The sequence below is a fragment of the Trueperaceae bacterium genome (genome assembly GCA_023954415.1).
In the GTDB taxonomy this organism is placed as follows: domain Bacteria; phylum Deinococcota; class Deinococci; order Deinococcales; family Trueperaceae; genus JAAYYF01.
This window is the reverse complement of sequence record JAMLIB010000006.1, coordinates 160,343-179,913: the sequence shown is the minus strand read 5'-3', so window position 1 is coordinate 179,913 and position 19,571 is coordinate 160,343. Positions and strand designations below refer to the sequence as shown.

Genomic DNA, 19,571 nt, shown 5'->3' with positions numbered 1-19,571 from the left:
CCGACCCCGTGCTCAACTGAACCGCCGCCTGGTCATCGCCCCCCACTTGCCCCTGCTGCTCTTGATCTTGAACATGGCCAGCACCCGCACGACGGCCAGCCACTGGCGGTAGCCGAGGTTCTCGGTCATCACGGCGATGAACAGCCGGTAGCGGTCGCCGGCGCTCTTGGGCGAGTGTGGCAGCGTCTGGTCGAGTGCGGCGCTGGCGAGGCCGACCAGGGTGCCGTAGCCGACGGAGAGCGCCAGGAAGGCGCCTACGAACGGCCAGTCCAAGGTCCCGAGCACGGCCATGAGGATGATGGTCAGGTAGCCGGAGACCTCGAGGACGGGCGAGAGGCCCTCCACGTACCAGGCGTACGGCAGCGCCATGCTGCCGATCAGACCGTAGCTCCTGCGGAACAGCATGCCGCGGTGCGCCCACAGCGCCTCGAACAGGCCGCGGTGCCACCGGTCGCGCTGCCTGGCAAGCACCTTGGCTTCCTCCGGAACCTGCGTCCAGCACACCGGGTCGAGCATGAACTCGATCCGGTACGGCAGTTTCAGGTCGCGGAAGTGACGGTGAAGCCTGATCGTCAGCTCCAGGTCCTCGCCGACGGTGTCCGTTCGCAGCCCGCCGACGCTCAGCAACGCGCTCCGACGGAAGATCCCGAACGCCCCTGAGACCGAGATCAGGCAGCCGACCTGGCTCATGGCGGCCCGAGCGGTGATGAACGCGCGCAGGTACTCGAGGAGCTGCCACCGAGCGATGAAGTTGCGCGGCGTGCGCGGCCGCACCACCGCCCCGTCGACCACGTCGGCCTCGTTCACGACCCTGATGGTGCCCCCGAGCGCCACGAGCGAGGGTTCGTCCAGGAAACGCGTGCCTGCGCGCTGGAGCGCTTCGGGATCGATGAGGCTGTCCGCGTCCGTGAGCACGACCACGGGATAGCGCGCCTGCTCGAGGGCCGCGTTGAGCGCGTCGGCTCGGCCTCCGTTCACCTTGTCGAGGACGAACAGGTTGGAGCGCGTCCTGCTGCGGTACGCCGTTCGCACGGTCGTATGCGAGGTGAACCGCCGGGGGCTCGGCAGGCACGGGACGAGCTCGAAGGCTTCCGCCATCGCCGCCATGGTGCCGTCCTTGGAGCCGTCGTTGGTCACGATCACCTCGAACTCCGGGTAGTGCATGGCGAGCAGGCTCTGGAGGCTCTCTACGATCGTCGCTTCCTCGTTGTAGGCCGGGATTAGGAAGCTCACGGGCAAGTAGGTCGCGGAGCGCATGAGGACCTTCTCCTCGAGGGTCGAGACGCGCCGCTCCCGCTGCATGCTCGCCCTCGCGGCGAGGACGATGGCGGCCGTGTTGCCGCCGTTGATGACGAGGAAGGTGAGGAGGACGAAGAGCTGTAGTACTTCCGACAGCGACACGGCTCAGTCTCCGCTCGAGGCGTAGGTCGCCGCCGGCTTGGAGGTCTCGAGCGCCGCCGGCGCGCGTCGGGAACGCATGAGGCTGGCGATGTCCATCGCGAACGGGTCGCGGTGTGACGTCGCGCAGCGCTTGAGCAGCGCCTCCCCCGTGGAGCCGCACGCCGTGAGCGCGGTCGCGGCCGCGAGACGCACGTCGAACGCCTTGTCGGCCAACAACTCCCACAAGGCGGGCAGAGCGCGCTCCGGGGTGGCACCCACGAGGGCGTGCGCCGCCTGGACGCGCACGCCTGTACGTTCGTGCCGCGTGGCCTCCACGGCCGCTTCTTCGGCGGCCTCGTCCAGATGCCCTAGACGGGCGAGCGCCTTGAGGGCGGCGGACAGGACCTCGGCCTCGACCGCGCGCCTGGAGCCGCGGTTCGAGCCGAGCCACTGGGACACGACCGCTCCGGCCTCGCTCGTGCGTGTTATCCCGACGGCGTCCAACGTGGCTGCCCTGACGGCCTCGGGCGCCTGACGCCCGAGCAGCGTCGCCGCCAGCCACGCCTGATGGCGGCCGGTCGTCGCCATGGCCGCGGCGAGGAACGCTCGTGAGCCGTACGGTTCACGAGCGGAGGCGGCATGCGCCACGATGGCGGCGACCACGTCGCGGCCGAGCGGCTCGGGAACGCTCTGCGCTCCGAGCACACGACAGGCGCCGAGCAAAGCCGCCTGGGCGACGCGCGGTTCCGGGCTGGTAGCCGCCTTGCGGAAGAGGGGCATGGCGGCGGGCACGGCGGCCCAGGCCAGGCGCTCGAGAGCGGCGGAAGCTCCCGCGGTCGACCCGGTGCCTCCGGCTGCCGCGATGCGTAGGTCGTTCCCGGTCACGCCGGCGGAGTCGAGGGCCGCGCGAAGACGGACCGCCTCGCGCCCCTCGATTTCCTGCATGAGGAGAGAGGCCCCTTCCGAGGCCGCGACCAACTCGCCTTTCGCGACCGCCGGTGGCTCGCCACCGGCCGCTACCGCGCTCCACGTCCTCAACCATGCCTCGGTGCGCTTGGACGTCCGTTCGGCGCCGAGCTGCCTCGCGGCGAACAAGGACAGGTGGGCGATGGTCATGAGGCCGATGGCTGCCCCGACGCCGGTCATGGCCACGACGAGCGAACGCCAGGAGACCGACTGGTCGGCACCCGTAGTGCCGTACCTGAGTAGGAGCGCGCCCATGGTGATGGCGACGGTGGTGGAGGCGGCGAGTATCAGGACGAAGATGACGATCAGCTTCGCCCGGCGCATCAGATGGCTTCGAGGGTCGCTGTTCCGTTCGTTGCCGGCGAGTAGCTTGGGCCGACCGCGTTCCCGTCGCCGAGGCGGTCGGTTCCACTCGCCTGGTCGACGGCCCGTGCCACGCGCGCCACGAGGCTGCGCATGTCGAGCGGCTTGGCGACGATGTCGATCGCACCGGCCGCGAACGCCTGCTCCACTTGCTCGGGTCCAGCGAGGTTGCTGAGCATGATGACGGCAGCCCCGCGCTCGACGAACTCCCTGGCGTGGTGCAGGCCGTTGCCGTCGGGCAGGTAGACGTCCAGGACGACGGCGGCGGGAGCCGGCCCCTCGGCGAGCGCTCCCTGGACAGAATGGAGGTCCTCGAACTCGGTCGGTTGCCAACCGGCCCTCTGGAACGCGCTCCTTGCCAACAGCCGGATGGCGGGGCTGTCGTCGACGATCCAGACCTCTGGACCAGGGATGGTCTCAGGGGCGTGCCGCGCGTGGGCATCGCCGTAGCCGGTCACCGTGCCGTCCGTCGCTAGGAGTATGCGTTTGGCCCCGGCGACGCTGGCCAGCCCGGCGACGTAGGCGTCGTTGCGGGTCGCTACGAGCACGAGCTCCGCCCTCTCGCCACCGTCGCGCAGGCGCCCGAGCACCTGGGCCGGGTGACGTCCGTCGCGCAACCTCGGTAGGTTGGCGTCGACTACCACTAACCTTGGCAGTGTGAGCCGCGCTTGCGCGACTGCCGCCTCGCCGTTGGCTGCCACCACCACGTGCCAGCCCGCGGCGCTTATGGCACCGCATATCCCTTGCTGATCCCGCCCCCTGTGAAGCACTACTAGCGCGGTTGCGCCCCCATCGGCCGCCCGAAGGTCCCGATGCATGCGAAGAAGGATAGCTGTGGCAAAGAACGTCGTGTGGGGCGAAACTCACTTGCCAAGCGCGGGGATGGCGTGTAGGACGGCGTTCATCGGTACGTGCCGATGGTGCCGGCTCTCACGCGGTACGGCTCCTCGTTCTCCCCTACTTGCAGCAGCAGGCTGCCGTCGGCAGCGATGCCGCGGGCCACGCCCGTCAGACTACGGTTGGGCGCGGGACCAGCGACGCCGTCCGCCTGTCCGGCGGAGGCGGAGATCCCGCCGAGGGCGACGGCGTCCTCGACGGTGACGAGCTTGCCGAACAGCCAGTCGCGGGCGGCGAACCGGCGGCGAAGGTCGTCGGGGAGCGACTCCGACGCCTCGGCGATCAGCTCCAGCGCCGTCTCGACGCCTTCGAGCACGAGGTCTTGGACGGCCGCGCGCGTCAACACGCCTGCCAGCGCCACCGAGCCCGGCGGGATGGGGTTGTCGACGTTGATGCCGATCCCGATGAGGAGGTGACCTTTGGCCCGCTCCACAAGGATGCCGCCCAGCTTCTTGCCGCGGTAGTAGAGGTCGTTGGGCCACTTGACTGCGCACGGGGCGCCGGCGCCTGCCAGGGACTCCGCCACGCCGACACCGACCGCCAACGGGAGCAAGGGCGTGGGGCCCACCCCTGGCGGCTCTGGAACGGCGAAGGTCGAGTAGGAGCCGCCCGCGCCGCTACGCCACTCACCTCCCCGCCTGCCTCTGCCGGCCGTTTGGGCTCCGGCGCGGACCACCACCCACGCTACGTCATCGCCCTCCGCGAGGCGGCGTTTGAGGACGTCCTGCGTCGAGTCGACGACATCATGATGCTCGACGCGCCAGTCGATCCGCCGGACCGAACTCATCGGACGGGGAGCGTGCCCGCCAGCTGCCCCGCGCCCGACTCCGGCTCCTTGCGCACGCTGAAGACGCGTGAGACGCCCTGCTCCGTCGTCACGCCCCAGATGGCCTCGGCGATCTCGAAGGTCGCCTTCTGGTGGGTGATGAGGACGAACTGTGTCCCGCGCTGGGCGAGGCGCTCGACGAAGGACCCGTAACGGCGGATGTTCGCCTCGTCGAGTGGGGCGTCGACCTCGTCGAGGACCGCGACCGGGAGGCTCGCCCCGTCCGCCGAGAGCAGCGAGAACAGGAAGGCGAGCGCCCCCATGGTCCGCTCGCCGACGGAGAGCAGGTGCAGCGACTGGGTCTGCTTGCCCGGCGGTTGCAGGCGGATGCGCAGGCCGACGGGCCTTGCTCCGTCCGCCTCGACCTCGATGCCGCCGCGGCCGTCGTCGCCGAACAGCTGGCGCACGTGGCGGCCGAACGACTCCTGGAGCCGCTCCACGGCTCCGCCGAGGCGCACGGTCGTCTCCTTGTCGATCCGCTCAAGGGCCGCTTGGAGCTCGGTCACCGCGAGCGTCGCCTGGACCGCCTCGACCTCCAGGTTCTCCAGGCGCTCCTTCGCCTCGGCCAGGTCGGCTACCGCCCGGTGGTTGACGGCGCCGAGCGCCTCGAGCTCCTCACCGACCTCGCGGAGGCGGGCCCTGGCGGCGCGCTCGCTCGTGTCGAGCGCTACGAGGCCGTCAGGGAAGTCGCGCAGCTCCTCCTGGGCCAGCTCGAGCGCCGTCTCGCGGCGGGCGGACTGGACCTTGGCCTCCTCCAGCTCCTGGGCGCGTGTGGCCTGCGCCTCGGTCGCGCGGGCGAGGGCGGCCTCCGCCGCCGCCAGGCCCTCGCGCGCCGTCTTGAGAGCGCTCTCCTCGGCGTCGAGGTTCGCGGGAACGGCCGCCTCGGCGAGGTCGCGAGCGGCGCGCGCCTCGGTGAGCTCGCGGGCCAGCTCGGCCTCGCGTTCGGCGGTCGTCGCCAGGGCGTCGCGAAGCGCGCGCGCGCGCTGCACGCCGGCGGCGAAGCGCGCCTCTGCGTCGAGGTAAGTGCGCCACCGTTCCTCGACGAGCGCGGCCGCCTGCTTGGCCGAGCTCGCGGCGAGCTTACGCTCCTCCGCGAGCGCCCTGACGGTCTCCAGGTCCGCGGCGGCGGTCGACAGGTCGGCCTCGGCGCTCGCCAGGGCCAGCGCGAGCGCGGCCACCGATCGCCCTTCTTCGTCTCCGACCTCTGTGGCAGCGAGCGCCGCCGCCTCTGAGATCAACCGCTCCTTGCGCGCCTGAAGGTCGGCGGCGAGCCGCTCGTGCCCGGCGTGCTGCTCCCGGGCGGCGGCGAGCGCCTGTGCGGCGGCCCGGTTCTCATCGGCGGCCGCGCGCTGCTCGTCCAGGAGCGACCGCAGGTACGCCTGCGCCGTCGTCAGTCGCGCGGCGCTCGCCTCGCTGGCGGCGGTCGCCGTGGCAGCGGCGGCCTCCGCCTCCTCCAGCTCGGCGGCGGCGCCCAGGACCGTGGCGTGTTGCGAGCGTTTGCCCCCGGACATGGCGCCCGTGGCCTCCACCACGTCGCCCTCCAGCGTGACGAGGCGTGGGCGTTGCGCCTCCTGCCTCGCGATGGCGGTGGCGTCTGCCATCGTCCCGACCACCACGGTCCCCCCGAGGAGGTTCTCGAACAGGACCCGGTACTGCGAGGCCATGCTCACGAGCTCCAAGGCGGGAGCCACCACGCCTCGGCGCGTGGCGAACGAGCCGTAGCCGCGCTCGGGCTGGCGCCGCAGCAGGTCGAGGGGCAGCACGGTCACGAAGCCGCCCGCGCGCCGCACGTGGCCGATGACGGCCTCGCCGGAGTCGGCGTCCGTCACGACGACGTACTCTGCGCGCCTGCCGAGGGCGCCCGCGATCGCCTCCTGATACTCGGGGGCGACCTTGACGAGGTCGGCCACGGCCCCCACCACTCCGGGCAGGCCGGAGCTCAGGGCGTTGCGCGGGCCTTGCGCGAAGCCGCGGCGGGCCTCGAACGCCGCCCGGCTGCGGCCGGCGGCGCGGGTGCGGGAGACGGCCTCCGCGCTCAGGAGCGCATGCTCCTCGTGCGCTCGCGTGAGCGCCGCCCGCTGCGTCTCGACGTGCGCCTCGACGCGCGCCAGCTCGGCCGCGGCCGCGTTTTGGCGTGCGACGGCCGCGGGCAGGTCGGCGAGCTCAGTGTCGGCCGCCAGGCCGGCGAGCTGCTCGTTCACCCTCGCCAGTTGGTCCTCGATGGCCGCGCGCGTCGAGCCAAGCGCCGCGGCCGCCCTCTCGGCCTCGGCGTGCTCGGCGCGCCGCCGTTCGAAGGCCTGCCGCTTCACCCCCTCGAGCTCGACGGCGGAGGCGAACGCGGCCTCCGCTTCGCGTTGTGCCGCGAGGGCGGTCTCGACGCTCCTGCTCGCGGCGTCCGGCGACTCCTCCGGCTCCGTAGGTGGCATGGCCGCCTCGATGCCCGTGAGCTCGGCGCGCGCGCGCTCCGCCTGATCGGTCAGGTCGCCGAGGCGCTCCGTCAGGCGCGCGAGGCGCTCCTCGGCGAGCCTCAGGTTGCCCCGCCGGTACTCGAGCTGGGCCGACGCCTCGCGGTACCGCTCCTCGGCGGCGTCCCGGGAGGTGGCCCCGGACCTGGTCGCCGCCCGCGCCGCCTCGAGCAACTCCCGCCCTTCCAGGATGGCGGCCTCGAGCAGCCCGCGTCGCTCCTCCAGCTCGCGCAGCTCGGAGCGCAAGGTGCTCACGCGAGCGGCGGCGAGCGTATAGCGCAGCGCGAGCTGCTCGGCGCTCAGACCGGCGTGCCTGCCGGCGTCTTTCGCCTCCCTCTCCAGCGCCGCGCCGCGCGCCGCCAGCTCGACGAGTACGTCCTGCAGCCGCGCCAGGTGCTGCGTGGCCGTATCGAGCCGCGCCGAGGTCTGCTCCCTACGGCCGGCCAGCCGGGCCACCCCGGCCGCCTCGGCCACGTACTCCAGGAGCTTGGCCGGGTCGGCCATCAACACCTGGCTGACCTCGCCTTGCCCGATGATCGCCACACCCGAGCGCCCGAGACCGCTCCCAGCCAGCGCGTCCTCCACGTCGAGCAGCCTCGCGTTGCGTCCGTCGAGCTTGAGCCGGGTGGTCCCCTCGCGGTCGAGGCTGCGGTAGACCTTGACGCTCCTAGCGCCGTCCCTCAGCTCGACCTCCACCTCGGCGAGCCCGACCGAGCGCTTGCCGCTGGCACCGTGGAAGATCAGGTCGGTCTTGTCGGTCGCGCGGAACTCGCGCGCGCGGCCGCCGCCGGTCGTCCAGCGCAGCGCGTCGATGACGTTCGACTTGCCCGAACCGTTCGGACCGATGATGGCGGTGACGCCGGGCGCGAACTCGATGCTCACCCGGTTGCCGAAGCTCTTGAAACCTTGCAGCGTCAGGGACGCCAATCGCACGCGCCGGTACCCTCAGCCTTCGTCGTTCTCGTCGGTGGGCTGCTCGCCGCCGGCCTCGTCGTCCGGCATGGCGAGGGCGCGGCTCCTCAGGGCGTCCAGGCGGTCGCGCAACTGCCCTTGGATGTTAGTGATGCGACCCTCCATCGAGGCCTGCAACTCGTCGAGCCGCTGGCGCAACCTGATGATCTCCTCGACGCCGGCGAGGTTGACGCCCAGCTCTTGCGTCAGGCGCCTGATCTCGCGGAGCTGCTCGATGTTGCGCTGCGAGTAGAGGCGCGTCTTGCCGGCGCTGCGGCTCGGCTCTATGAGCCCCTTGCGTTCGTAGAGCCTCAGCGTCTGCGGGTGCATGTCGACCAGCTCGGCGGCCACGCTGATGACGTAGAGCGGCTTGTCCTGGTCCACGGCGTGTGGGTCGTCCTTGCCGTGGCCTCCGCCACCAGAGGCGCTTGCGGCTGCCAGTAGCTCGTGTATGCGTATCCTCACTTGCGCTCGCCTCCTTGCGTCAGCTTACGCAACCAGCGGCCGGCGGCGCGAGCCGCCCCTTCCAGCCAAGCGGTCTCGAGGGTCAGCCTCAGGTCGCCGCTCACGCCTTGGCCGATCAGGCCCTTGCCGCGGACTACGACGGTGTCGCCCGCCCGACTACCCTTCGGGACGGTGACGCTCACGCCGTCGAACTCGGCGTCGGCGCCGCGCGCGGCCTCTATGGGCGTGAGCGTGAGCCGGCCCGTCACGTCCAGGCCGTTCGCGCTCGCGCCTTGCGGCTGAGCCCAGCCCACCTGAACGAGGACGTCACCCGGCGGGTTGCCCGGTTCGCCTGCGCCCGCGAGCCGCAGCTTGCCGCCCAGGCCGGCGCCGGCGGGCACCCTCACGCTCAGCCTCACCCCCGCCCGCCTTACCCTCCGGCCCCCGCAGTCCGGACACACGACCATGGCGCTCTGAGGGGCGCTCGTCGCCTCGAAGGGCCCCGGCGAACGGCCACCGACCTGGCTCGCATCGACCCTCCCGGTGCCCTTGCACGTCTGGCAGACGCTGGGCCCGGGGACGGCGATGGTCGCCTCCGTGCCGTCATGCAAGGCCCCTAGGCTCAGCCCGAGCCGTACCTCGTAAGTGCGTCCGGCCACCATGCCGGCCTGGCGGAGGACGCCGGACATCATCCCGAAGAGCATGTCGAACACCGCGTTGCCCGTCTGGGGTACCCCGCTCTGGCCGCCCCAATCGACATGGATGTCGGCCTCGCGGAACACGTCGCGCCAGTCGACGTTGCTCGTGTCGTGACGGTACGTGGCGGGTTGCTGCGCTCCGTACCTGTCGTAGCGCGCGCGAGCGTCCGGGTCGCGCAGGATGGCGTAGGCCTCCGAGACCTCCTTGAAGCGCTCCTCGGCCTCGCGGTCGCCGGGGTTGCGATCCGGGTGATACCGCAGCGCCTTCTGGCGGTAAGCCGCTTTGAGCGTGTCTGGTGATGCGTCGCGCTGGACGCCGAGGACCTCGTAGGGGTCGCGAAGGGTGCGGCTCACTCCAGGAAGCATACATTGCTTGAGCCTCAAGCACTAAAGTCTGGATGGCGAGCGGGGCGATGCTATCCTGGCGTCGGCCTGATGCGTTCGGGCGCCTGAGCGTCAGGGACCGCTTCGGTCCTTGAGGCCGCGCGTGAGCCGCGCCCTCGGCCAGGAAGGGTGGTGAGGCGTGAAGTTCACCTCTAAGAAGGTCGTGGTGGCCCTGAGCATCCTGCTGCTGGCGCTATGCGCCACGGCGTGCCGTAACGAAGCTCAGAACCGCATCCGCCGCAGCATCCAGGAGTACACCGCCCAGCGGATGTACATAACGGTCTATTCGTACGACGGCAAGGCCGTGTTCACGGGCCTCGTGGACGGTAAGGTCACGCGCTCCGGCAACGCGAGCGAAGGTGGCGTAGGCGATCAGTCCCTCGGCGCATACATCTACTGGTACGACGAGCGCGGACGCTACCACCAGACCGACCTCCCGTACTTGCTCACCTCCTACGATCGCAACGTCTCGAGCCAGCCGTGATCTGGCCGAAGGTACGGTTAAGGCGCTTCGCGCCTGTGCTCACGAGTCCGTTGCTACACTCACTGAAGTGACCACCAGGAGGCCCACATGAGATACAAGACGCTTCGCCTCGCCTTCGTGGCGCTCGCGGTCGCCCTCCTCGCCTCTGCCTGCACGATCTACGTGCGGCCGGGCGGGTTCGTGAGCGACGACATCTCCCTGAGCGGCGTCATCCAGGACTTCAGGCCCACGCGCGGGGCCGGCTCGAGCTACTACCCGGGCGAGAACGTGGAGTTCCGCATCGTCACCACCCAGAGCGGCTACGTGACCCTGACGGCGCTCGACCCAGACGGTCGGATCTACGTCTTCGAACGCAACATCCCCGTCTCGGCCGGGGCGACCTATCTGCCCCTCGCGGGCGCTCGGCACGTTTACACGGTCAACCCGCCGCGTGGCCTGCAGCGCGTGCGCGCCAGCTTCACCTCCACTGCCACCGACGGCAACGTGCGCTACGTGGGGCGCTACGGCGACGGCGAATGGTCGAGCGCCATCTCCCTCGAGATCCGCCCCTCCCCCGTGCGTGACGTAGCGGAGACGGACTTCTACATCCGCTGAGCCTGGCGGCATGGTCCGCCGTGCGCCTGCACAACCCAACCTGCGAACCACGGCCCGCGCCAAGCGGGCCGTGACGCGTGAGCGGGGGATATAGAATGAGAAGGCCGTGGCGGGTTCCCGCTGCGACGTGCGTGAGAGCTCGGCGTCACCGTCGGCGCGCACGCAGCGGCGATGGGCGTTGGCGACGCCCCGCCTTGGAAAGGAAAAACCGTCTTGGCAGGACATAGCAAGTGGGCCCAGATCAAACGCAAGAAGGGCGCCAACGACAAACAGCGTGGCAAGGTCATCAGCAAGCATGTCCGAGCCATCCAGTCTGCCGTGCGGAGCGGCAATAGCGGCGACGCGACCACCAACCTCGCCCTCAAGAACGCGCTGTCCGCCGCCAAGTCGGACAACGTGCCCATAGACAACATCGATCGCGCCATCGAACGCGCGCTCGGTGGCGGCGAGGGTGGGAACTTCGAGCCGGTCTACTACGAGGGCTACGGGCCGGCCGGCGTGGCCATGCTCGTCGAGGCCCTCACCGACAACAAGAACCGCACCGCCGGCGAGGTCAGGCACGTGTTCAGCAAACACGGCGGCAACATGTCCGGCTCGACGGCCTGGCAGTTCGACACGAAGGGGATGATCACCGTCGAGCAGACCGGCGACGCCGTCGAGGAGGCCGCCATCGAGCTCGGCGCCGATGACCTCGAGGCGGACGACGGCACCTCGGTGATCTACACCGCCGCGGCCGACCTCTACGCGGTCGTGGAAGGGCTGCAGTCGCGCGGCCTCCCCGTGGACGTCGTCCAGATCACCAAGCTGCCGCAGACGCAGACGGCGCTCACCCCTCACGAGGCCGAGAAGGTCATGAACTTCCTCGAGAGCCTAGAAGACCTCGACGACGTGCAGAACGTCTACACGACCGCCGACCTCGACAGTATCGGCGAGAGCGTCGACGCCGCCGGCTAAGCCGCAGAAAGGGTGTGCATGAGCTTCCCGCACGTCCGCTGGGACGACCTGCCAGCCATCAACGCGAACCAGATGCAGCAGCTGATCATGTTGGCGACCGGCAAGTTCGGGCTCGACAACCGGGTCCTGGTGGAGCATACGGCGCGCAACCTCGTCGAGCTCGTGGACGCCTACGGCACGGAGGGGCCCGTGCTCGTCGTCGCAGGGCGTGGCAACAACGGTAGCGGCGGCCTGGCGGCCGCCAGACTCCTGGCGGCCCGGGGCAGGCGCGTCTGGGTCGTCCCGACCCACGAGGCCGAGAACTACTCCGGCACGCCGAAGGAGCAGCTCGAGCACCTGCGCCACTTCGAGCGCGTCAAGGTCCGCACCAGCTTGCCGAAGATGAAGTTCGGCTGCATCATAGATGCGGCCATCGGCACGAACCTCGAAGGCCCACCCCGCGGGCGCACGCTCGACGTCATCACGGTCCTCAACCACGCGCAGACGGACTGCATGGTCATCTCGCTCGATACCCCGACCGGGCTCAACGTCGACGACGGCAGCACGCCGGGCGACGTCGTGCACGCGACCATGACCCTTAGCGTCGCTCTCCCCAAGGTGGGCGTGAGGCCGGGTGGGCACGTCGGCAGGCTGTTCGTCGGCGACCTCGCCCTGCCGCCCGGACTGATGGAGGCGCTCAGGCTGCCGCCCGTCGAGCTGCCGGGCTTCATCACCGAGGTAGACGCTTCCTGAGCCGGACCACGACTCGAAGGCCGGTGGCGCGCTTGACGGGGTTGGGCGCCCCGTCACCCTGCGTACCCCTTAGCATCGACTAGCCACGGAACCGACGAAAGGAAACGCCCCCGATAGGGTCGGGGGCGTTCGACTTAGCGTCCGTGACGCTCATCCCTTATTGGTAGGCGCGGACAGGATTGAACTGTCGACCTCTACAGTGTCAGTGTAGCGCTCTCCCACTGAGCTACGCGCCTTCGCTCCAACTTCCCCGCTGTCTCCACTCCTTAGCTGTTCCAACTCCCCGCGGTTCTCGCTCCCGTGCGGTTCCCGCGCCTGCCTGCAGGTCCGGCCTCCCGCTGCCCCTCGTCCGGCGCCCCCTTCGAGGCGAGCGCCGACCGGATGGGAGATGGAGGCGCCGACCGGAATCGAACCGGTGAATCGAGGTTTTGCAGACCTCTGCCTTACCGCTTGGCTACGGCGCCAAGCTCACAGAAGGTACCACGCGCCCGTCGGGGACGTCAACGCGCGTTCGAAGTCGGGGCGGCGGGACCACCGGGGTTATCCTGAACCCCATGTCGCTCCAGGGACCGCAGCGCTTCTCCCACCTGCACCAACACACGGATTACTCTCTCCTGGACGGCGCCGCGCGCATCAAGGACCTCATCTCGTGGGTCAAGGAGGTCTCCCCCGACCGCCCGGCCGTCGCCATGACGGACCACGGCAACATGCACGGCGCCGTGCAGTTCTACAAGACGGCCGTGGGGGCCGGGGTCAAGCCCATCATCGGCTTCGAGGCCTACGTCGCGCCAGGCTCGCGGTTCGAGAAGCGGCGCGGATCGAGCAAACTGGACGGCGGCTACTTCCACCTCACGCTCCTCGCCAAGGACTTCAAGGGGTACCAGAACCTCTGCCGCCTGAGCAGTCGCGCGTTCCTGGAGGGTTTCTACATGAAGCCCCGCATCGACCTCGAGCTGCTGCGCGAGCACTCGGAGGGCGTGATCGCGCTCTCCGGCTGCCTGGGCGCGCAGATCCCCCGCACGATCCTCGACGTCGGCCCCGACGCGGGCGAGCGCGTCCTGCTCGAGCACCTGAGCATCTTCAAGGAGAACTTCTTCGTCGAGCTCCAGGACCACGGGCTCGACGAGCAGCGGCGACTGAACCCGATCCTGAAGGCGTTCGCCGACAAGCACGGTGTCGGCATGGTCGCCACCAACGACGGGCACTACGTACGCAAGACGGACGCGCACGCTCACGACGTCCTCCTCGCCATCGGCACGAAGGCCTTGGTGAGCGAGGAGAACCGGATGCGCTTCCCATGCGACGAGTTCTACGTCAAGAGCCCCGACGAGATGGCCGCCGTGCTGCCGGAGAGCGAGTACCCGGGGGCCATCGGCAACACGAACGTCGTGGCCGACCTCTGCGACGTCCAGCTCCCGGTCGGCTCGAAGCGCGTCTACCAGATGCCGGAGCTGCCGCTGCCGGAGGGCGTGACTCTGGCCGAGCAGCTCCGAGTCGACTCCTACCGCGGCCTCATGCGGCGCTACGCAGGCGTCGACGAGGCCTTCTGGCGGTCTTACGCCGCTGCGGCGGGCGTGCGGGACGTGGCGAGCGCGGACCTCGGTGCCGTCCTGCTCGGCATCGCGCGCGCCGGCGAGGCCAGCGTCCAGCCGCAGGTCGAGGGGGAGAACTTCCCCAGTTACCGCTACGCGCACCTCGAGCGGTTCGTGGCTGCCGGTGGTCTCGACGAGACCGCCCGAACCGTCTTGGAGCGGGTCGAGTACGAGCTCGGCGTCATCGTGGCCATGGGGTTCCCCGACTACTTCCTGATAGTCGCGGACTTCATCAACTGGGCGAAGGACCACGACATCGCGGTTGGTCCAGGGCGCGGCTCGGGCGCCGGCTCCATCGTGGCGTACGCCCTCGGCATCACGAACCTCGACCCGCTCGAGTTCGAGCTCCTCTTCGAGCGCTTCCTCAACCCCGACCGCGTCAGCATGCCGGACTTCGACATCGATTTCTCGGATGTGCGGCGCGGCGAGGTGATCGACTACGTGCGGGAGAAGTACGGCCACGACAAGGTCGCCCTCATCGCCACGTTTGGCACCCTCGCCCCGCGGGCGGCCATCAAGGACGCGGCGCGCGTGATGGAAGTCTCGTTCGCGGAGGCCGACAAGGTCGCCAAGCTCGTTCCCACGAAGTACGGTCGCAGCATCCCCATCGACGAGGCGTTGAAGGAGGTGCCGGAGCTGAAGGAGGCCTACGAGTCCGGCGCCAACGCGTTCGTGGATGTCGCAAGGCAGCTCGAGGGTCTGACCCGCCACGCCTCGGTGCATGCGGCCGGCGTGATCATCGCGCGCCACGACGTGCAGGAGTTGGCCCCCGTCTTCCGCACCGGCGACGGACCCATCGTCTGCCAGTACGACATGGGCTCGATCGAGGAGCTCGGGTTCGTGAAGATGGACTTCCTGGGACTGAGGACCCTGTCGTTCATCGAAGCCGCCGTGCGCATCGTCAAGGAGTCGCGCGGCATCGACCTCGACCCGGCGACCTTCCCACCCGACGACCCGGCCGTCTTCGAGCTCTTGTCCAAGGGCGACTCCGCGGGCGTGTTCCAGTTCGAGGGCTCCGGCATGATCGACACCCTGAAGCGCCTCAAGCCGCGGCGCATCCAGGACCTCATCGCCGTAGGCGCGCTCTTCCGCCCTGGCCCGATGGACAACATCCCCGCCTACATCCGGCGTCACCATGGGCAGGAGCCCATCGACTACACCGACTTCCCCGCCTCCGAGAGACTCCTGGCCCCCATCCTGGCCGAGACTTACGGCATCCCCGTCTACCAGGAGCAGATCATGCAGATCGCCCAGGCGGTGGCGGGCTACACGCTCGGTCAGGCCGACCTGCTGCGGCGGGCGATGGGCAAGAAGAAGCTCGAGGAGATGCTCAAGCAGCGGGCCAGCTTCCAGGCGGGCGCCGCGGCCAACGCCGTGGGTGAGGCCGAGTCGGGGCGGCTCTTCGACCTCCTCGAGCGCTTCGCCAACTACGGCTTCAACAAGTCCCACGCGGCTGCCTACGCCATCCTCTCGTACCAAACGGCCTATCTGAAGGCCCACTACCCTGTGGAGTTCGCGGCCGCCCTGCTCACCGTCGAGCGCGGCGACTCGGACAAGGTGGCGCAGTACGTGGCCGACGCGCGGCACATGGGCGTCGAGGTCTCCGCGCCGGACGTCAACACGTCGCGCGCCGACTTCACGCCTGTCGGTCAGCTCGTGCGTTTCGGCCTGTACGGCATCAAGAACGTCGGCGAGGGGGCCGTGGACCATATCCTGGCCGAACGCGAGCGCGGTGGACGGTTCAAGGACCTGTTCGACTTCTGCAAACGTATCGACACGACCGTGGTCAACCGGAGGGCGATCGAGTACCTGATCAAGTCCGGCGCCATGGACGGCCTCGTGCCGTCGACCGGTGCCGGTGGCGACGCCGCCGTTCGGCACCTCCTGCTCGCCAACCTCGACCTGGCCCTGAAGTGGGGCGTGGCCGAGCGCGAGCAGGCGGCGTCGGGCCAGTTCGGCCTGTTCGGCGCCGACGACATCGCCGCGCCCGTCCTGGCGGAAGCGCCGGCCATCGACGACCTTACCCTCCTGCGCTTCGAGAAGGAGGCCCTCGGCCTGTACCTGAGCGCCCACCCGATGGGTTCGTACCCGGGGCTGGCCGAGGCCGCCTCGGTGCCGGTGGACGGCGTGGAGCGGCACTTCAGGACGTTGAAGAAGGACGGCGTCTTCGGCGGCCGCGTCAAGGTGGTGCTCGCCGGACTACTGCAGAACGTGGTCAAGCGCCCGACCCGTAAGGGCGGCATGATGGCGCGCTTCGAGGTCGCCGACGAGTCGGGCAGCCGCGAGGTGCTGGCGTTCGGTCGCACGTTCGACGCCGTGGCGCCGCTGCTGGCCGAGGATGCGCCCGTCGTGGCGGTCGTGGAGCTGAGCGAAGAGGGCGAGGACGTGCGCGCCGTCGTGGAGCGCCTCATCCGCTGGGACACGCGGGAGGCCTCCCAGGGCGGCGCGCCGGAGATGGTGTTGCTCCAGTTCCCCGTCGCGCAGGTGCCGTGGGACCAGCTCCTCGAGCTCCGGTCGCTCCTCGACGAGTACGCGGGGCGCGTACCGGTGCGGCTCGAGCTGGAGGTCGACGACGACCGCGTGCTTTACGGCCTCGACGGCGCGGCGGTCGCCGGGGAGGCCTTGGACGAGATCAGGCGGTCGTGCCCGTGGCTGCAAGCCAAGCTGACGCTGGACCGGCAGGTGCTCCTGGCCGAGCGCTCTGTCAAGCCGTGGCAGGCGAACCGCTCCGAGGAGCAGGCCGAGGTGCCCTTCTGAGGGAGGGGCCCCGTCCTCGTGCGACCGAGGACTAGACCGCCGCGGCCACCTGGCGCCCGACGTCGATCTGCGTGGCCTTCATCTTGAAGGCCTGCGCGCTCGTCGCGGCGGCGTGGCCCGTCTCGAAGTCGATCACGCCCTCGCCGTAGAGCTCGGCCAGGTGATCGTCGAACGAGCGCATGCCGTCCAACCGCGCCTCGGCGAGCACGTCGTAGAGCTCCGGGGTCCGATCGGGATCGCGCACCAGGTCCTTGACTCGCAGCGTGCCCTTGAGGATCTCCGTCGCCGCGACGCGCCCGCCGCCCTTGCGCGCCAGGAGCCGCTGCGAGACGATGCCGACGAGCGACTCGGCGAACAGGATCCTCGCCGTGTCGCGCTCGTGCGGCGGGAACAGCTCGATCATGCGGTTGATCGTGCGGACGGAGTCCTGGGTGTGCAACGTGCTGAAGACGAGGTGGCCCGTCTGAGCGGCGCTGATGGCCGCCGCCGCGGTCGCGTGGTCCCTGATCTCGCCGATGAGGATGACGTCTGGGTCCTGGCGCATGGCCGCGACGAGCGCCTCGGAGAAGGACGGGGCGTCCATGCCGAGTTCGCGCTGCACGACGACGGAGCGCTTCGAGCGGTGGAGGTACTCGATGGGGTCCTCGACCGTCACGATCATCTTCGGGTGCGTGGCGTTGATCTCGTTGATGATCCTCGCCAGCGTCGTCGACTTGCCTGAGCCCGTCGGGCCCGTGACGAGCACGAGGCCCTTCTCCTGGTCCCTGAAGTGCTCGATGGTCTCGCGCGGCAGGTTGACCACCGCCAGGCCCTTCTCGTCCGAGCTGATGACCCGCAGTACGGCGCTGACGCTGCCGCGCTGCCTGAAGAGGTTGACGCGGAACCGCCCGAGACCGGTGACCGAGTAGGCCAGGTCGACCTGGTGCTTCGCCTCGAACGTGGCCCGTTGCGCCTCGTTGCACAGCGCGTCGACGAGCGCCGCCGTGACCTTGGGGCTCAGTTGCGCCTCGGTGATGGGTACGAGCTTACCGTCGAGGCGCGCCATGGCGGGCAGGCCGACGTGCAGGTGCAGGTCGGAGGCTCCGCGTTCCAGTACTTGTCGCAGCAGGTCGTTGAAGTGCATATGTCTCATACGATACTCACGTGCTCTAACGGGGTTCTTGCGCGGTCGTCGCCACCGACGGTACCCGCTCTCATCCGGCCAACCGTTACACTGCCTGGTCATGAACGGAGCTCCCATCATCCCAACGCGCCGCCTCCAACCGAGGCGGCCATGACGCGCGTAGCCGCGCTGGTAGTCCTGGCGGTCATCATCGTCGGTAGCGGCTTCTGGCTGGCGAGAGAGCGCTCGACCCCGAACGGCTCGGTACCGAGCGACGCCGCCGGCGCATCCGTGAGCGCTTCGCCCACGCCCGCCACGCCGGAGGCGCCCGTCGAGGAGGCCCCCGCCGTCGCCGAGGCCTCCCCCGACTCGCCGGAGGTCGGGGAAGAAGGGCAGGCGTCCGTGCCGGACGGCGCCGAACCTGAGGCCGAAGCCGGTGAGGACCAGGGTGTGGACGGGGACGCCACGGCGGCCGGTCCGCTCGCCCCCGTCGCGCTGCCGGACGGCTACACGCAGGTCGACTACCTGAGCGAGGCTCCTGTCCAGGCCTTCGACGCCCCCCGCCAGGTGCTGGACGCCGGCCTGGAGTACGCGGCCGTGCTGCGCACGAACCGAGGCGACATCACCGTCGACCTCTTCGAGGACGCCGCCCCGCAGACCGTCAACAACTTCGCCTTCCTGGCGCTCAACCACTACTACGACGGCGTGCCGTTCCACCGCGTGCTCGAGGGGTTCATGGCCCAGACCGGCGACCCGACCGGCACCGGCAGGGGTGGGCCTGGCTACGCTTTCGACGACGAGATCGCGCCGGAGCTCTCCTTCGACGCCCGCGGCGTGCTCGCGATGGCCAACGCCGGCAAGGACGCCCAAGGCAACGGCACGAACGGCTCCCAGTTCTTCCTGACGTTCGAGCCCACGCCGTGGCTCGACGGCAACCACACCATCTTCGGCCGCGTCGTAGCCGGCGACCCCGTGCTCGACGAGATCACCAGGATCGATCCGAACACGCCGTCCGCCATCGCGTTCTTCGACGACACGCTCGCGCAGTTGAGAGAACAAGGCGTCGACATCCCCGGAGCGGACGACGAGAAGGTCTCGGACGCGATCGAAGCGCTCCTGGGCGCCCTGCCGCTCGCGGGCCAGACGTTCGCGGTCGCGGGCCAGACCGCCGTCGTCGGAACGGCAGGCGGCAACCAGGCGTTCGGCTTCTGGCCGGCACCTGACGAACTACTCACCGTCGTGATAGCCGCGCGCCAGCGCTGACGCGCCCCCCCCGCTAACGAGCCCGGCTGTTCGTGAGCAACGCTGAACACACCGAGAAGACACCGAAGGGAAGAACGATGTCAGACCCACTCGCAGGTTTCCAACCCGTCGCCCCCCTCTCCACCGAGCGCCAGACGCGATTCCCGGCGGCCCAGCAGGTCCTCGACCAGGCTGGCAAGGAGTACCGCGCCGCCGTCAAGACGAACAAGGGCGACGTCGTCCTCGAGCTCTACGCCGACAAGGCGCCGCGCACGGTCAACAACTTCGTCTTCCTGGCCCTGAACCACTACTACGACGGCGTGGTGTTCCACCGCGTGCTCGAGGACTTCATGGCCCAGACCGGCGACCCGACCGGCACCGGCACGGGCGGCCCCGGCTACACCTTCGCCGACGAGTTCCACCCCGACCTCCGGCACCGCGGCGTGGGCGTCCTGAGCATGGCCAACGCCGGCCCAGGCCCTAGGGGCGAGGGCACGAACGGGTCGCAGTTCTTCATCACGTTCGTCGACACCCCTTGGCTCGACGGCAAGCACAGCGTCTTCGGCAAGGTCGTCAGCGGGGCCGACGTGCTCGACCGCATCCAGCGCATCGACCCGGGCAGGCGCGGCGGCGCGCAGCCGGACGTCATGGAGAAGGTCGAGATCTACGCGCGCTGAGACGTTCCTGCTCCACCGAGTGCATTTCGGGCCGCGGTCACTCACCGCGGCCCGAAGCCGTTA

General features: G+C 69.9%; 15 protein-coding genes and 2 tRNA genes. 7 read left to right on the top strand and 10 right to left on the bottom strand.

Going from position 1 to position 19,571, the window contains the following annotated elements; genetic code table 11:
- Positions 1–12 precede the first annotated feature (12 nt).
- The 7 genes from M9914_09475 to M9914_09445 form a co-directional block, all read right to left on the bottom strand.
- Entirely contained in the window at positions 13–1,401 is a 1,389-nt protein-coding gene (locus tag M9914_09475) for a glycosyltransferase (GenBank protein ID MCO5174404.1), read from the bottom strand.
- Between the two features lie 3 nt (positions 1,402–1,404).
- On the bottom strand, positions 1,405–2,670 hold the full coding sequence (locus tag M9914_09470; protein MCO5174403.1) for a HEAT repeat domain-containing protein: 1,266 nt from the start codon (positions 2,668–2,670) through the stop codon (positions 1,405–1,407).
- Positions 2,670–3,326, bottom strand: a complete 657-nt coding sequence (locus M9914_09465) for a response regulator (protein MCO5174402.1) — start codon at positions 3,324–3,326, stop codon at positions 2,670–2,672. The genes M9914_09470 and M9914_09465 overlap by 1 nt, the downstream gene beginning before the upstream one ends.
- A gap of 284 nt (positions 3,327–3,610) precedes the next feature.
- Positions 3,611–4,393, bottom strand: coding sequence for a biotin--[acetyl-CoA-carboxylase] ligase (locus M9914_09460; protein ID MCO5174401.1), 783 nt, complete (start codon positions 4,391–4,393; stop codon positions 3,611–3,613).
- Complete coding sequence (gene smc, locus M9914_09455; GenBank protein MCO5174400.1) at positions 4,390–7,830, bottom strand: chromosome segregation protein SMC; 3,441 nt, start codon at positions 7,828–7,830, stop codon at positions 4,390–4,392. Before smc ends, M9914_09460 begins: the two co-directional genes overlap by 4 nt.
- A gap of 12 nt (positions 7,831–7,842) precedes the next feature.
- Positions 7,843–8,313: a helix-turn-helix transcriptional regulator gene (locus M9914_09450; protein MCO5174399.1), complete on the bottom strand. Its 471-nt coding sequence runs from the start codon at positions 8,311–8,313 to the stop codon at positions 7,843–7,845.
- Entirely contained in the window at positions 8,310–9,344 is a 1,035-nt protein-coding gene (locus M9914_09445) for a DnaJ domain-containing protein (GenBank protein MCO5174398.1), read from the bottom strand. Before M9914_09445 ends, M9914_09450 begins: the two co-directional genes overlap by 4 nt.
- 169 nt (positions 9,345–9,513) lie before the next feature.
- On the opposite strand from M9914_09445, the gene M9914_09440 reads away from it, so the two are divergent.
- The 4 genes from M9914_09440 to M9914_09425 all read left to right on the top strand — a co-directional run bounded on the left by M9914_09440 (position 9,514) and on the right by M9914_09425 (position 12,138).
- Complete coding sequence (locus M9914_09440; GenBank protein ID MCO5174397.1) at positions 9,514–9,858, top strand: hypothetical protein; 345 nt, start codon at positions 9,514–9,516, stop codon at positions 9,856–9,858.
- An 87-nt stretch (positions 9,859–9,945) separates the two neighbouring features.
- Positions 9,946–10,452 (top strand): DUF4384 domain-containing protein, encoded by a 507-nt coding sequence (locus M9914_09435; protein MCO5174396.1) that lies wholly within the window; start codon positions 9,946–9,948, stop codon positions 10,450–10,452.
- A 213-nt stretch (positions 10,453–10,665) separates the two neighbouring features.
- Positions 10,666–11,406 carry a YebC/PmpR family DNA-binding transcriptional regulator gene (locus M9914_09430; GenBank protein ID MCO5174395.1) on the top strand — a complete coding sequence of 247 codons (741 nt, stop codon included), beginning with the start codon at positions 10,666–10,668 and terminating at the stop codon, positions 11,404–11,406.
- A gap of 18 nt (positions 11,407–11,424) precedes the next feature.
- Positions 11,425–12,138: an NAD(P)H-hydrate epimerase gene (locus M9914_09425; GenBank protein MCO5174394.1), complete on the top strand. Its 714-nt coding sequence runs from the start codon at positions 11,425–11,427 to the stop codon at positions 12,136–12,138.
- 161 nt (positions 12,139–12,299) lie between these two features.
- Here the strand turns inward: M9914_09425 and M9914_09420 are convergent.
- Together M9914_09420 and M9914_09415 are read right to left on the bottom strand one after the other, a co-directional pair.
- Positions 12,300–12,374, bottom strand: a tRNA-Val gene (locus tag M9914_09420).
- Between the two features lie 153 nt (positions 12,375–12,527).
- A tRNA-Cys gene (locus tag M9914_09415) sits at positions 12,528–12,602 on the bottom strand.
- Between the two features lie 90 nt (positions 12,603–12,692).
- Between M9914_09415 and dnaE the strand changes: the two genes are divergently transcribed.
- On the top strand, positions 12,693–16,487 hold the full coding sequence (dnaE, locus tag M9914_09410; protein MCO5174393.1) for a DNA polymerase III subunit alpha: 3,795 nt from the start codon (positions 12,693–12,695) through the stop codon (positions 16,485–16,487).
- Positions 16,488–16,518: 31 nt separating this feature from the next.
- On the opposite strand, the gene M9914_09405 is transcribed toward dnaE, so the two are convergent.
- Positions 16,519–17,610 carry a PilT/PilU family type 4a pilus ATPase gene (locus tag M9914_09405; GenBank protein MCO5174392.1) on the bottom strand — a complete coding sequence of 364 codons (1,092 nt, stop codon included), beginning with the start codon at positions 17,608–17,610 and terminating at the stop codon, positions 16,519–16,521.
- Positions 17,611–17,760: 150 nt separating this feature from the next.
- Between M9914_09405 and M9914_09400 the strand changes: the two genes are divergently transcribed.
- Together M9914_09400 and M9914_09395 are read left to right on the top strand one after the other, a co-directional pair.
- The gene (locus M9914_09400) at positions 17,761–18,852 is read left to right on the top strand and encodes a peptidylprolyl isomerase (GenBank protein MCO5174391.1); all 1,092 of its coding nucleotides are present in this window, start codon (positions 17,761–17,763) and stop codon (positions 18,850–18,852) included.
- A 77-nt stretch (positions 18,853–18,929) separates the two neighbouring features.
- A complete protein-coding gene (locus M9914_09395) occupies positions 18,930–19,508 on the top strand; it encodes a peptidylprolyl isomerase (protein MCO5174390.1) in 579 nt (192 codons plus the stop codon).
- The last annotated feature ends 63 nt before the right edge of the window (positions 19,509–19,571 follow it).